The sequence below is a fragment of the Hominisplanchenecus sp. genome (genome assembly GCF_046967715.1).
Lineage (GTDB): Bacteria > Bacillota > Clostridia > Lachnospirales > Lachnospiraceae > Hominisplanchenecus > Hominisplanchenecus faecis.
Window position 1 is genome coordinate 1 of the sequence record NZ_JBKVNQ010000062.1, and the last position, 15,008, is coordinate 15,008.

General features: G+C 44.3%; 10 protein-coding genes, 2 tRNA genes and 1 riboswitch. All 12 genes read left to right on the forward strand.

Annotated elements, in window-relative coordinates; translation table 11 throughout:
- The first annotated feature begins 119 nt into the window (after positions 1-119).
- The 12 genes from ACLTL4_RS09205 to ACLTL4_RS09260 all read left to right on the forward strand — a co-directional run bounded on the left by ACLTL4_RS09205 (position 120) and on the right by ACLTL4_RS09260 (position 14,941).
- A tRNA-Lys gene (locus tag ACLTL4_RS09205) sits at positions 120-192 on the forward strand.
- Positions 193-398: 206 nt separating this feature from the next.
- Positions 399-2,429: an aryl-sulfate sulfotransferase gene (locus ACLTL4_RS09210; RefSeq protein WP_412291443.1), complete on the forward strand. Its 2,031-nt coding sequence runs from the start codon at positions 399-401 to the stop codon at positions 2,427-2,429.
- A 515-nt stretch (positions 2,430-2,944) separates the two neighbouring features.
- Positions 2,945-4,000: an FAD:protein FMN transferase gene (locus tag ACLTL4_RS09215; protein ID WP_412291442.1), complete on the forward strand. Its 1,056-nt coding sequence runs from the start codon at positions 2,945-2,947 to the stop codon at positions 3,998-4,000.
- A 34-nt stretch (positions 4,001-4,034) separates the two neighbouring features.
- On the forward strand, positions 4,035-5,723 hold the full coding sequence (locus tag ACLTL4_RS09220; protein WP_412291441.1) for an FMN-binding protein: 1,689 nt from the start codon (positions 4,035-4,037) through the stop codon (positions 5,721-5,723).
- A gap of 18 nt (positions 5,724-5,741) precedes the next feature.
- Positions 5,742-6,239 carry an FMN-binding protein gene (locus ACLTL4_RS09225; RefSeq protein WP_173866696.1) on the forward strand — a complete coding sequence of 166 codons (498 nt, stop codon included), beginning with the start codon at positions 5,742-5,744 and terminating at the stop codon, positions 6,237-6,239.
- Between the two features lie 3 nt (positions 6,240-6,242).
- Positions 6,243-7,106 carry a 4Fe-4S binding protein gene (locus tag ACLTL4_RS09230; protein WP_173866695.1) on the forward strand — a complete coding sequence of 288 codons (864 nt, stop codon included), beginning with the start codon at positions 6,243-6,245 and terminating at the stop codon, positions 7,104-7,106.
- Between the two features lie 112 nt (positions 7,107-7,218).
- The gene (locus ACLTL4_RS09235) at positions 7,219-8,958 is read left to right on the forward strand and encodes a penicillin-binding Tp47 domain C-containing protein (RefSeq protein ID WP_173866694.1); all 1,740 of its coding nucleotides are present in this window, start codon (positions 7,219-7,221) and stop codon (positions 8,956-8,958) included.
- A 72-nt stretch (positions 8,959-9,030) separates the two neighbouring features.
- Positions 9,031-9,110 (forward strand) — tRNA-Leu (locus ACLTL4_RS09240).
- A gap of 124 nt (positions 9,111-9,234) precedes the next feature.
- A riboswitch (THF riboswitch) is annotated at positions 9,235-9,326 on the forward strand.
- 109 nt (positions 9,327-9,435) lie between these two features.
- On the forward strand, positions 9,436-11,121 hold the full coding sequence (locus ACLTL4_RS09245) for a formate--tetrahydrofolate ligase (protein WP_022118326.1): 1,686 nt from the start codon (positions 9,436-9,438) through the stop codon (positions 11,119-11,121).
- Between the two features lie 156 nt (positions 11,122-11,277).
- Entirely contained in the window at positions 11,278-12,045 is a 768-nt protein-coding gene (locus tag ACLTL4_RS09250; protein ID WP_173866693.1) for a formate/nitrite transporter family protein, read from the forward strand.
- Between the two features lie 238 nt (positions 12,046-12,283).
- A complete protein-coding gene (locus ACLTL4_RS09255) occupies positions 12,284-13,411 on the forward strand; it encodes a hypothetical protein (protein ID WP_215659034.1) in 1,128 nt (375 codons plus the stop codon).
- A 237-nt stretch (positions 13,412-13,648) separates the two neighbouring features.
- Positions 13,649-14,941 (forward strand): adenylosuccinate synthase, encoded by a 1,293-nt coding sequence (locus ACLTL4_RS09260; protein ID WP_412320450.1) that lies wholly within the window; start codon positions 13,649-13,651, stop codon positions 14,939-14,941.
- The last annotated feature ends 67 nt before the right edge of the window (positions 14,942-15,008 follow it).

Here is a 15,008-nt window from a genome sequence, read left to right on the forward strand (position 1 = left end):
GTAAGGCACAGCACTTTGACTGCTGCATTCGCTGGTTCGAATCCAGCTAGCCCAGCTAGCGTAAGCCGGCTGGACAAAAAGTGCCGATGCTTTCGCTCGTATAGTTCAGAACAAAATATGGGATATTAGCTCAGTTGGTAGAGCACTTGACTTTTAATCAAGTTGTCCGGGGTTCGAATCCCCGATGTCTCATGAGAAAGATGCATGGAAATGCATCTTTTTTTGTTGCAGTAACGAGGAAATGTCAGAGACATTGGTGCGGAGCGAGAAAGCGGGCAAAAAGTGATACTGTATCTGCAAAAAAAGAGTTACAGTATCAAATTTTTCTCACATTTGTTTTTTATCATAAGTGCCAGTGTGATAACTTAATATTTTCTTAAGAAGGGGAATTTAAAAGTATGAAAGCGAAAAAGAAATGGATGTTTCTTGGACTGACTGTTCTGGTTGTTGTGGCAGCAGGTCTTGGATACTGGAAACGGATCGGAATCCGCAATACGCTGTATCGTATGCTGGATAAGCAGATTCCATTAACAGGTGATGTTTATGGATATTACGGACAGGAAGTAAAGGTAAAAGAAAATTTGAATGAAGAAACCTCTTTCCAGATGGAGGATTCCTATGCAGACAAAATTGACACGACGATCACAAAAGAATCCAGTATGGTTGATACCTCCTGGCAGATCGACCAGCAGATCGAGGCGGAAGTCCAGTCCGGTGCATATACCTTTGAAGAGCCGGAAGTGATCATGGATCCTTACCAAATCTCACCGCTGACCGGTGTTGCAGTATTTCAGACAGATGAGGAATACCGTGTCCGGGTTACTGTAAAAGGAAAGACAAAAGAAGCAGATATCACCGGTGTGACTGTGAAAGCAAAAGGACATCGGGTACCGATCATCGGTCTTTACCCGAAAACGGAGAATTCGGTAAAACTGGAACTTTTAGATGACAACGATCAGACGATTAAAGAGATGGAACTGAAAGTTCAGACTGACGGACTGCCGGAAGAGATGGATGACATGGTATCGGTTGAAAAAAGTTCCGGAGAATCTGCCTATGGTCTTACGATTATTTCCGGTCAGGGCGTGTATTATCCGTTCGCTTATGATGTAAACGGAGATATTCGCTGGTATCTGAACCACAGAACATCCACTTACGGTGTGTTCCAGCTTTCGAATGGAAATTATATCATGCAGGACAATTACGGATACGTTTCTTCTGTGACGAAATCTTTCCCTGCTGCTTTTTATGAAATGGATTATCTTGGACGTGCTGTTCAGATGTACCTTGTCCCACATGGAACGCACCATGAGATCATTGAAAAGGAACCAGATGGGAATCTTCTGATCCTGACAAGTACTTTGCAGGATCATGTGGATGACAAGATCATTGAGCTTGACCGTAAGAGTGGGGAGATTGTCAACAGTCTGGAGATGACGGAGCTTTTTGGAAATGATTATACCGAAGACGTGATTGACTGGGCACATTTAAATACCGTTTCCTATCAGGCAGAGGATGATACCATTCTGATCAGTCCGCGAAACTTAAATTCCGGTGTGAAATTAAACTGGACCACACATGAAATCGTCTGGATTCTGGCAAATCCGGAAGTCTTTAAAGGAACGAAATACGAGAAATATGTGCTTACACCGGATTCAGATTTTCTGTGGCATTACAGACAGCATACCGTTTATCAGATTGATACGGATCTGGACGGCAATTCGGATACGGTAGAGATCACGATGTTTGACAACCATCGTAACCCGGAAGCAGATTATTATGATCATGAAAAAGGATCGTTTGTAACGGTTTATGCAGTGAACGAAAAAGAGAAGACAGTCTCACTTCTGAAAAAGCTTAAGGTTGTGAAAGCAAACGTTACATCGAATACCATTTACGATGCAGACAGCGGTCATATCTTTGGAATGTGCGGAACGGTAAAAAGCGGCACTGCCAAAACAGGTATGACTTATGAGTTTGATTATGAGAGCGGTGAAATCCTCAATCAGTATTACATCAACAAGAATTATTACCGTGCAATTGAACTGAAAGCAAATTATGAGACAATGTCAGAAGCGATGCAGCAGCCTGAAAATTATATCAAAGGAACGCTTCGCCCACTGGCAGAAACCACTGCCAAAATCAAAGAGCCGACGCAGCAGCTGAGCGAAGGACTGAATTTTAAACTGACTGCAGGGATCCTGTTTGCAGAAATGCGGAACCGTCAGGTATCCCAGATTATTTTCAAAGGAGAGAACAAATCCTATGTTTATGATCAGTCATTCCTGAAGCTCAGAGAAGAAGACTATCTTCTGCGTACAGAGAGCATTCCGATCCCGCTTACAACAGTGGAAAAAGGAACCTATCAGATCTACTGTGTTTATCAGGATGGATATTATGATACGGCACAGACGATCACGATAAAATAAAGGCGGAGGGTTTTGCACATTGCCAAAAGCTCCTGGCCAGCCAGGGGTCACTTAAGCGAAAAATTTTTGCATGCCAAACATAAAAGACAGAGCACATGACATATTCTTATGCCACTATGCCTCTGCCTTTTTTGGTTTATTATTAATTTGTGACATTCCGCTTAGGCGACCCCGGGCAGGCCTGGAGCATTTGAAAATGTGCAAAGCAAAAGTATTTATGGAAGATAGTGGCATGCAGTAGAACAGCCGTAATGCTTCGAAAACAAATCGTACTGACGGTAGTGAGGCTTCCGTCGTGAGATTGTTTTCGAAGCATTATGGCGTTCTGTATTCATAACACAGTTTCTATAACCTTCCTTTGTACATTTACAAAACCTCCGCCGTAACTTGATGAGAAAAATTGATTGATAAGAAGAAAAATATTGACACAAAAAAACAGTAATGCTAGGATGATACAGTTAGAAATAGCTAACATTAATTTGCTTGAACGAATAAAGAAAGGGTAGGTAAATTTTATGAAAAAAAAGATCACAGCAATTTTGATGGTGATCCTGATCGGTATAATGGCTGCAGGATGCGGACAGCAGCAGAAAACAGAGCAGACAGAGGGCACAGAAGAATCAGCGAGCCAGGATATTTTTGCGATGGACACTTACATGTCTGTGACTGCATATGGGGCAGATGCAGAAAGTGCAGTTTCGGATGCAATTGCAGAGATTGAGCGACTGGATGCACTGCTTTCGACAGGAGAGACGGACAGTGAGATCTATAAGCTGAACCAGAATGGAGGAGGAAGCATTTCGGAAGATACTTCTTATCTTCTTGAGCGTGCACTTGAGATCTGGAAAAGTACGGATGGCTGTTTTGAGATCGGTATTTACCCACTGATGCAGGAATGGGGCTTTACAGACGGCAATTATAAAGTTCCGGATAAGGAAACACTGCAGAAACTACTGCCTCTGGCGGATTCTTCAAAAATTGATTTTAATGAGAAAGATCAGACCGTCAGCTTTGAACAGGATGGAATGGAGATTGATTTCGGAGGAATCGCAAAGGGCTATACTTCCGGAAGGATCATGGATATTTTCCGTGAACATGGCATCACAAGCGGAATGGTAAGCCTTGGCGGAAACGTACAGGTACTTGGAATCAAAACAGATGGAAGCAAATGGAGAGTTGCCGTTCAGAATCCAGAAGATACGGAAAATTATCTTGGTGTCCTTGAGACACAGGATCGTGCGGTGATCACGTCCGGCGGTTATGAACGCTATTTTGAACAGGACGGCAAGACCTATCAGCATATACTGGATCCGAAAACAGGATATCCGGCAGACAGTGGACTGACATCTGTGACGATCATCAGTGCGGACGGAACGCTGGCAGATGGTCTGTCTACGTCACTTTTTGTGATGGGAAAAGAAAAAGCAGTGGCATACTGGCGGGCACACAGCGAAGAATTTGATGCGATTCTGGTAGAAAAAGACGGAACCGTATCGGTGACAGAGAACATTGCGGATCAGTTTACACCGGATGATGCGGTAAAAAAGACAGAAATCATAACAAAGCAATAAAAGACAAGAATCATAAGACTGGAGGAGCGGTAAGATGAACTGGAAAAAATTATCAGCGTTTGCACCGATGCTGGCGGTTATTGTACTGGCCGGATGCATGGGAAAAACATTAGCGGGATATACGCCGGCCACTTACGAAGCCAAAGCAGAAGAAATCACACTCCAGGAAGAAACAACACAAAGCACAGAAGAAAAAGGACAGCAAACGTCCAAAATAAAGAAAAAAACAAAAAAAGCCACAAAAACAGAAAGCAAAAAGAAAGCGGCAAAAGGAAACTTTGATCTGGAAGATGGAACTTATACCGGGGAAGGTCAGGGATTTGGCGGAACGATTAAAGTTTCGGTCGTAATAAAAGACAAGACGATCACAGAAATCAATGTCGTGAGTGCCGAAGGAGAAGATGCGGCTTTTTTTGGAAGAGCGAAGGGCGTGATCGATAAGATCCTCTCCGGGCAGAAGACGGATGTGGATGTGGTATCCGGTGCGACCTATAGCTCCAGAGGCATTATAAGTGCCGTGAAAAATGCATTGACCGGAGAGAAGGATACCAGTACTTCACCGGCAGCGGGCGGCACAGGCGGGGCATCGGCAGCAGCCGGAAGTGGAAAGATCACGCAGGTGGCGGAGGACAAAGATCAGACCTGCAAAGACGGCACTTACTATGGCACCGGAACCGGATTTGGCGGAACGGTGAAAGTAAAAGTTGTGATCAAAGATAACAAGATCAAAAGTATTGAGATCGTGGAACATCAGGACGGAAGCAGCTATATGCAGAAGGCATCCGCACTGATCAGCACGGTGATCGAAAAACAGAGCACCAACGTAGACGGCGTGTCCGGGGCAACTTACAGTTCGGCCGGTCTGATCGAGGCGATCCGAAATGCTGTAGATCAGGCAAAAATGACAAAGACAACCGGGGACAATAAGAAAGAAACCGAGAAAAAGAATAACGATACATCCGGAACTGTCACTCCACAGGTGACTGGAAAGTTTCCATATAAAGATGGTATCTACTATGGAACCGGGGAAGGATATATGGGAGATATCACCGTTGCAGTGGTCATCCAGAATAAGACAGTCACCTCAATCCTGGTGACAGAGACAGACGGAGACGGGGAAGAATTTGTCAAAAAGGCAAAAGCAGTGGCAGACCAGATTGTAAAAAAACAGAGTACCAGGAAAATAGATACCGTGTCGGGAGCAACTTACAGCTCGAAGGGAATCCTGGAAGCGATCAAAGATGCCCTGAATCATGCAAAAGAGGCAACTAACGGGAAAGAAACCGAAAAGCCGGCAGAAACCGAGACGCAGAAGCCAGCAGAAACCGAGAAACCCTCAGAAAGTGAATCTTCATCGGAGAGTGAAAAAGAAAGAGTGTATGCCGACGGAGATTATACCGCTTCGGCAACCTGCACTTCCTCTGGCGGAGGAGCGTTTGACGATTATACACTGACTGCGACCGTCACGATCAAAGATGACAAGATCACAGCGATCACAAACGTTGCCGGAAGCGGAGCAGGTTATGTGGCTGCAGATGCTCTTTATATAAAGAGGGCGGCAGAAGGCACAAGAAAAGCACAGGGAGTGGTAGCACAGGTTCTGGCAAAGAACAGCCTGGACGAGATCGATGTGGTATCCGGTGCGACCTGTTCATCCAATGCCCTTTTAGAAGCCTGCAGACAGGCACTTGAGAGTGCAAAGATCGTGCAACAAAGTGAGTAAAAAGTAAGGAAGATTCTGATGAAAAAATTCTGGATAAAAATGTGCAGCCTTGTGCTGCTACTGTTTCTAATCGGCGGTTACAATACCGTGCTTGCAATGCGGGAGCAGCGAGATGAGATCGCCAGGCTGACCGCAGAGCTGGAGGGCAGCAAGATGACCGTTTCAGCTTTAAAGGAACAGCAGGCAAAGAAAACAGAAAATACAGCGGCAGAGGCTTTAAAAGGTGAAGATGCCAAGAATACAGACGGAGGCTGGAAGGACGGCACTTACGAAGGGGAAGGTCAGGGATTTGGCGGCAAGGTCGTTGTGGAAGTGACGATCGAGAACGGAGAAATCACGTGCATTGAAGTCAAAGAAGCACAAAAAGAGGACAGTGCATACCTTGAAATGGCAAAGGATATCATCGAGGATATCGTAGATGCACAGTCGGCGGACGTGGATACTATCAGCGGAGCGACCTTCAGTTCAACCGGAATCCGGGAAGCAGTTATACAGGCACTTGAAAAGGCGGAATAAGAAATGAACAAGAAACTTGACAGAAAAAAGCAAAAACAAGTACATCGCTATGTAAGAGCTACCATACAGCTGATCTTCTTTCTGCTGGTACCATCCGCTTTTACAGCTGCATTTTCCGGTGTAAAATATCTGTTTACGCAGATTGGCAAAGGAGATGCGATCGGCATGACAAGTTTTGTCACAGCTCTGTGCGTCCTCTGCCTTTATACCATTCTGTTCGGTCGGTTTTTCTGCGGATTTGCCTGTGCATTCGGAAGTTTCGGAGATGCACTGCATGGTATTTATCTGTGGATCTGTAAAAAAATCAGGAAAAAACCGTACCGTATTTCAGAGAAGATCACAAAGTATTTATATTTGCTGAAATACATCGTGCTGGCTATGATCAGCCTGTTATGTTATGCAGGCGTTTATGCAAAAACAAAGGGCACCAGTCCGTGGGAAGTTTTTTCCATGATCCGTGCCGGAAACTTCAAACTTGGCGGATATGCCATCGGGATTGTACTGCTGACCATTCTGATGATCGGCATGTGTGTGCAGGAACGCTTTTTCTGCCGTTTTTTCTGTCCGATGGGTGCAGTCTTTTCCCTGCTTCCGGCACTGCCGTTCCTGACACTGGCAAGAGACCGTGAAAACTGCATCAAAGGATGCAGGGCATGCACGAAAAACTGTCCGGCAGAACTGGGACTTCCAAAGAGCGGTTTGATCGAGACGCCGGGAGAATGTTTCCAGTGTCAGAAGTGCGTGGACATCTGCCCGAAAGGAAATATCCATACGAGAGTGCCGAAACTTCGCGGCAATGAAGTGTGGTTTACGGTTTTCAGAGCATTGCTGCTGCTTGGCGTGCTTTACCTGTTCCATCTGGCATAGGCAAAAGGGAGTAGCCTTCTTTTATGCCGGGCGGAACTATTTTTAAGGTTATTGGTTAGCGAATGCTAATTTTTAATAAAACAAACTAATTATTATTCGAGGAGGAATACTCATGAAAAAAAGAACCATCAACATGAAAAAGTCACTGGCAATCGCAGTCGCAGCAGCAATGATGCTCGGTATCTGCCCGACAGCAGCACCGGTCAATGCAGCAGATTCAGATTACAAATACGTTTATGCAAGTCTGGACTGGGCAGAGTACTGGCAGAATGAAAATGTTTATCTGGCAAGCGGAAGTACACTGAAATCTTCCTCCGAAGAAGCGGATGCCAGAGGAGAATATGATAAAGGTGCATTTGACGTTGTAACGCGTGCAACGAAAAACCACGGACTGCACCGCGGAAGTTTCCAGTGTGATGCTGTGATCCGTGATACCGATGGAAAAGCATATGAAATCTCTTACTGGACATCCGAAGAAGTGTCGGCAAAGGATGAAAATGGACAGGATACTACGAAAAGAGTTGTCTATGCAGTCCTGACAGACGGAAACAAGATCCAGTTTGATAAAGGTACGATCACCTACACCGAAAACGGTGAGACAAAAACGGCAACCATGGAGGATTATGAAGTAAAAGGAATCAAATATGTACCGGTTGCAGTCAAAACAGAAGATTATGCAGATTTCTGCAAGAAATACAGCGTAACAGAAGATGCATCTGCAATCGAAGGCGGATATACGGAGAAAGCACTGAAAGCATATACAAAGACAGCAGAAGTAACTGCAGATACCAATGGTCTGAAAGTTGCAACAAAAAATGCAGACGGAACCTATTCTTTTGCGGCAAGAAAGACAGGAAGCAATTCCGGTATCAAAAATGAAGCACAGAAAACAGTCGATGAGACAAAGATTGTAAAGACGGTACGTTCCGCAGATGATGCTGAGACTTACGGTGCATTTATCCGTGTTGACCTGACAGGAGATGCTTATGGTGATCTGGGTGCAAATATGCAGACAGTTCGCTGGGACTACTATGGAAATGACAGCACTTACACAAACAAACTGGCAACCTACGGAACAAAATTTGCAGCAGACAACTGGATGCACAAATCCATGGGTGTTCAGCTTGGACTGACGAAATCCCTTCGCTGCCAGCTGCCGGAAGGAACCGACGGAACCGGATACTGGAAAGTAACTGTATATGCACTGGGATATCAGGATTATACCTTTGAAGTACAGGCAACATCTGAGAACATCGTATCTGACAATAAAGGTGATGAGAAAGTAGATACCACAGAACTGCAGAAAGTGGTAGACGAAGCAAAGAAACTGGTAAAAGCAGACTACACCGCTTCTAGCTGGGCATCTTTTGAGACAGAGCTGGCAGAAGCAGAAGATGAGCTGAAAACACCGCATACACAGGCAACAGTAAACGAAGCGATCGCTCATCTGCAGAATGCGATCAAAGATCTGGTAAAAGTACAGAAAGAAACCGAGACAAAGACACCGGAAACAAAAACAGATATCAACAATGATAAGAACAACCAGACACAGACTGCTTACAAAGCAAAAGTAAAACTGAACTCTGTCAAGAACACAAAAGGCAGAAAAGCAGTCCTGAAATGGAAAAAGGTTAAAAATGCAGATGGTTATGTTGTATACCGTGCAACAAAGAAAAACGGAAAATACGCAGCAGTAAAAACCATCAACAAAGGAAAGACGGTTACCTTTACCAACAAAAATCTGAAAAAAGGAAAAACATACTACTATAAAATCAAAGCTTACAAAAAAGTAAACGGCAAAAAAGCACTTGGTCAGTTTTCAGCAGTAAAGAGCGTTAAAATCAAAAAATAAGCGTAAGTTTTCAGATTTTTCGGGCGGGCACACTTGACAGGGTGTGCCTGCTTTTGTATAATAAAACAGCATGCGGTCATGGCGGAATTGGCAGACGCGCTGGTTTTAGGTGCCAGTGGGCAACCGTGTGAGTTCGAGTCTCACTGGCCGCATTCTTTACAGAAAAGAGACAATTTTTTCTATTCATCTGCTTGACAATTTCAGACAGTTGAGATATAGTAAATATATACAAAAAAGCTTTGGATTTTTTTAGAGTTTTCAGAAGCTTTACATATAAGTAGAGTAGATATCGTACGTAAAGTGTCGTTGGAGGGGGAGGCTTCCGACGAACGAAGGTTATACCGCGTTACGGTCTCGCTTCCGCTACTGCACAAAGAACCAGGATATTTTATCCTTTATTTTTGTGCGGCATTTTTTTACCCAAAAACAGCTAATTACCGCAAAAAGCGGTTAATAAAGAAAGGAGTAATGAACATCATGGGATTCAAATCAGACATTGAAATTGCACAGGAGACAACGATGGCTCCAATCACAGAAATTGCAGACAAAGCAGGTATTGACCGTAAATATCTGGAGCAGTACGGCAATTATAAAGCAAAAATTGACTACAATCTGTTAAGAGAAAAAGAAGGCGAAGACGGCAAGCTGATCCTGGTTACCGCAATCAACCCGACTCCGGCAGGAGAAGGAAAGACAACCACATCTGTAGGTCTGGCAGACGGAATGTCAAGACTTGGTAAAAAAGTTATGGTAGCTCTTCGTGAGCCGTCACTTGGACCTGTATTCGGTGTAAAAGGCGGAGCAGCCGGCGGCGGATATGCTCAGGTAGTTCCGATGGAAGATATCAACCTCCACTTCACAGGTGACTTCCATGCGATCGGTGCAGCAAACAACCTGCTGGCAGCCATGATCGACAACCACATTTTCCAGGGCAACGCACTGAACATTGACCCGAGAAAGATCACATGGAAGAGATGCGTGGATATGAACGACCGTCAGCTGAGAAACGTAGTAGACGGACTTGGCGGAAAGACAAACGGAATGCCAAGAGAAGATGGTTATGACATCACCGTTGCTTCTGAGATCATGGCAGTTCTGTGTCTGGCACGTGATATCACAGACCTGAAAGAAAGACTGTCTAAAATCATCATTGGCTATACATACGGAAAGATCGCAGAGCAGAAACCGGTTACCGCAGGTGACCTGAATGCACAGGGAGCTATGGCAGCTCTTCTGAAAGATGCACTGAAACCAAACCTGGTACAGACACTGGAGAAAACACCGGCAATCGTACACGGCGGTCCGTTCGCAAACATTGCTCATGGATGTAACTCCGTAACAGCAACCAAGATGTGTCTGAAACTGGCTGATTACACCATCACAGAAGCCGGATTCGGTGCTGACTTAGGTGCTGAGAAATTCCTGGATATCAAGTGCCGTATGGCAGGTCTGAAACCAAACGCAGTTGTTATCGTAGCAACCGTTCGTGCACTGAAATACAACGGCGGCGTTGCAAAAGCAGACCTGAACAACGAAAATCTGGAAGCTCTGGAAAAAGGTATGCCAAACCTGCTGAAACATGTAAGCAATATCACAAACGTATACAAACTGCCTTGCGTTGTTGCAATCAATGCATTCCCGACCGATACAGAAGCAGAACTGAAACTGGTTGAAGAGAAATGTAAAGAACTGGGCGTAAATGTTGTTCTCTCTGAAGTATGGGCAAAAGGCGGCGAAGGCGGAATCGCTCTGGCAGAAGAAGTGATCCGTCTGTGTGATCAGCCAAACGACTTTACTTATGCATACGAACTGGAAGGTTCTATCGAAGATAAACTGAATGAGATCGTTCAGAAGATCTACGGCGGAAGCAGAGTTGTCCTGACAGCAAATGCAAAGAAACAGGCAAAACAGCTCGAAGATATGGGATTTGGCAACTGCCCGATCTGTATGGCAAAAACACAGTATAGCTTAACGGATGACCAGACAAAACTGGGTGCTCCGAAAGATTTTGAGATTACTGTTCGTAACCTGAAGATCTCCGCAGGTGCAGGATTCATCGTAGCACTGACCGGTGATATTATGACCATGCCTGGACTGCCGAAAGTTCCGGCGGCTGAGAGAATCGACGTAGATGAGACAGGAAAGATTTCCGGACTGTTCTGATCAAAACAAAATGATCGCAAAGGTCATATGCATTTTTTCATAAGACAGGGATGAAAGATTCCCAGCAAGCAGATGCCAGGGTTCAATGGGTATACCAGCCTTTTGACTCTGGCATCTTTTCAATGTAAATATAAGAAGAAAAAGCGAGGTGCGTATATGTTTCGAGAAGAGTATCAGGCAGTTTGTGGTGCTGCAAAGAAAAAAGTGGAATTTCTGGAAAAGAATCCGCTTGGATATGTGGCAGCTGCTTTCCTGGCAGGAATGTTTGTCGGACTGGGCTGCGTGCTGATGGGCGTTGTGGGAGGATATTTCAATGCAGCGGGAAGTCCGGCAACGAAATTGCTGAACGGACTTGTTTTTGCAGTAGGATTAAATTTTGTGTTTATGGCAGGTGCGGAACTGTTTACCGGAAATAATTTTACAATGAGTGCAGCATCTATAAAAGGAGAAGTTTCCTGGGGGAAAACGATCAAAGTGTGGATCGTCTGCTATCTGGGAAATCTGCTCGGTTCTGTTGTGACAGCCGGAATCTTTATGATGACCGGACTGATGAACGGACAGGAAGTTGGAACGTTCTTGAGAAATGCGGCAGTGGCGAAAGTCTCCGCAGCTCCGATGGAGCTTTTTGCAAAAGCGATCTTCTGTAATATCTGTGTATGTCTTGCGGTGTGGTGCAGCATCAAAATGAAAACAGAGACTGGCAAGATCATGATGGCGATCTTGGGTGTGATGACCTTTGTTACCAGCGGATATGAGCACAGCGTTGCCAATATGACCTTTTTTACGATTGGTCTGTTAGATCCGGGTACAGCTATCACGATCGGGGGAGTGCTTTACAATCTTCTGATCGTCACAGCCGGCAATATGCTGGGCGGTATTCTGTTTGTGGCATTGCCATATTATCTGATCCAGAAAAAGGATTAAAATAACAGAAAATTCAAGTCGAACGCACGTGAGCAGGTAACCTTCCAAAAAGAAGATACCTGCTTTTTTGTTGTCAAAAAAATTTTCAAAATTCTTGCATAGTGTTTTTGTGAACCTGGAGTGTTTCAAAGTATGGCTTCAAATTCAAAAATACAGAAAAAATCGTAACAGACTTGTAAAAAAATGTAATATATGTTAAAGTAAACAAGGTTACGTCAACAGATGTAAGGAGGAAAATATGAGCAAGCAAAGAAAAAGAAAATACCTGCAGATTGTTGTAACATTTTTATGCATATGCATGCTGGGGGGCTTTTCTGGGAAACAGGTTCATGCTGAGACAGGCTATGCACTGATTCCGAAAGTAAAAGAAGCACAGACCGGATGGTTTGTAAAATACTGGAGCGGCTGGAAGTATATTTATGCAAACGGCAAGTGCCCGAAGAACAAATGGAAAAAGATCAACAATAAGATTTACTATTTTGATAAAAACGGTTATATGCAGACCGGCTGGAAGAAATATAAAAATTCCTGGTACTATCTTCGCAAGAGCGGCAAGAACAAAGGGGCACTCTGCACCGGATGGAAAACGATCTCCGGGAAACGGTATTTTCTGGCAAAAAAGACAGGTGCAAGAGTGACCGGATGGCATACGATCAAAAATACCCTTTACTATTTTAATAACAAAGGTGTCCTTCAGAAAGGAAAGACGGTAGGAGAGTATCAGCTGGATAAAATCACCGGTGCGGCCATCAAGATCGCGACCGAACCGGATACCTCCGAAGTGACGGACGAGAGCAACACCACAGGAGGCGATGCGGACAATACTGCCACGACTGTTGACAAACTGCATATCTTTGTCGGGGACTCCAGAACGGTAGGTTTAAGTAATGCAATGGGCTGTGTATCTTACGATAAACTTCTTCAGATCCGCACAGAAGAAAACCTGACAGAGTACTATCTGGCGGAAGTCGGCAGTGGTTATTCCTGGTACAGCACAAAAGCACTTCCGAAGCTGGTGAAAATGCTCAATGAGAATCCGGCAGCGACCGTGATTTTGAATCATGGTATCAATGATCTTGGAAATATTGATCAGTACATAGCCTCTTATCAGTGGCTGATCAGAGTGTATCCGAATACAAAATTTGTGATCATGTCCGTAAATCCAGTCAACAGAAAACTTTACAAAGGTTATGCAAAACCGGCCAATATTACGGTGTTTAATCAGAAAATGCAGGCGGCGTTTCCAAACAATTTTGTCAATACATATCAGTATCTGCAGTCGATGGGATTTAATACCGCAGACGGACTGCACTACGACAGTCTGACGTACATGAACCTTTATAATTATATGCAGCCGTACTTATAAGGCTGGCAATGGAGTACAGAATCGTTTCGTGGTAATTTCAGGTTCTGTACTTCTCTTTCTGTAAAAATGCCGGAAAACAGTTGGTTTCTGTGTTGACTGAACGATGGAAACTGTAGTATACTGGACAAGGATTGTTATTGTAACTATTCAAAAATAAAAAAGAGAATTTTGGTTCTCATATAATAGGAGAAATACTGCAAAATGCAGTATGACAGCTATTCACAGGAGGAGACACATATGGTACAGGCTATTGTAGGAGCAAACTGGGGCGATGAAGGTAAAGGTAAGATTACCGATATGCTGGCTGAAAAAGCAGACATCATCGTAAGATTTCAGGGAGGAGCAAATGCAGGTCATACGATCGTAAACAATTACGGAAAATTTGCACTGCATACACTTCCGTCAGGTGTATTTTACAGCCATACGACAAGCATCATTGGAAATGGTGTTGCTCTGGATATACCTGTTTTGATAAATGAATTAAACAGCATCGTAGAACGCGGTGTTCCGATGCCGAAACTTCTGATCTCTGATCGTGCACAGATCGTAATGCCATATCATATTTTATTTGATAAATATGAGGAAGAACGTCTGGCAGGAAAATCATTCGGATCTACCAAATCAGGTATCGCACCATTTTATTCAGATAAATACGCAAAAATCGGTTTCCAGGTAAATGAGCTTTTTGATGAAGAAAGACTGCTTGGAAAATTAAAAGACGTATGTGAAAAGAAAAACGTCATGTTAGAGCATCTCTATCACAAACCACTGCTGGTTCCGGAAGAGATTCTGGAAACACTGAAGGAATATCGCGAAATGGTAAAACCATTTGTATGCAATACTTCCCTGTATCTGTGGAATGCACTGAAAGAAGGCAAAACGGTTCTTCTGGAAGGACAGCTGGGAACACTGAAAGATCCGGATCACGGAATCTACCCGATGGTTACCTCCTCTTCCACACTGGCAGCTTATGGTGCAATCGGTGCAGGACTGCCGCCGTATGAGATCACCAAGATCGTGACGGTATGCAAAGCTTACTCAAGTGCAGTAGGAGCAGGTGCGTTCGTAAGTGAGATCTTTGGAGAAGAAGCAGATGAGCTGAGAAAACGCGGTGGAGACGGCGGAGAGTTCGGAGCAACCACAGGTCGTCCTCGCCGTATGGGATGGTTTGACTGTGTGGCTTCCAAATATGGATGCCGTATGCAGGGAGCTACGGATGTAGCATTTACCGTTCTGGATGTTCTGGGATACCTGGATGAGATTCCGGTTTGCACAGGTTATGAGATCGACGGAGAAGTTAGCACCGATTTCCCGACTACCGCACAGCTGGAAAAAGCAAAACCGGTTCTGGAGAAACTGCCAGGCTGGAAGAGCGATATCCGCGGAATCCGCAAATACGAAGATCTGCCGGAGAACTGCAAGAAATACATCGAGTTCGTAGAAGAACACATCGGATTCCCGATCACCATGGTATCTAACGGACCAGGAAGAGATGATATCATCTATCGCGAGAGTAAACTCTCCAAATAAAAAGTTGTCGGTGGTTTCCTGGCAGGTGTAAAGAATTGAAATGCCGAGTGTTTTAAAAGACTGTTTG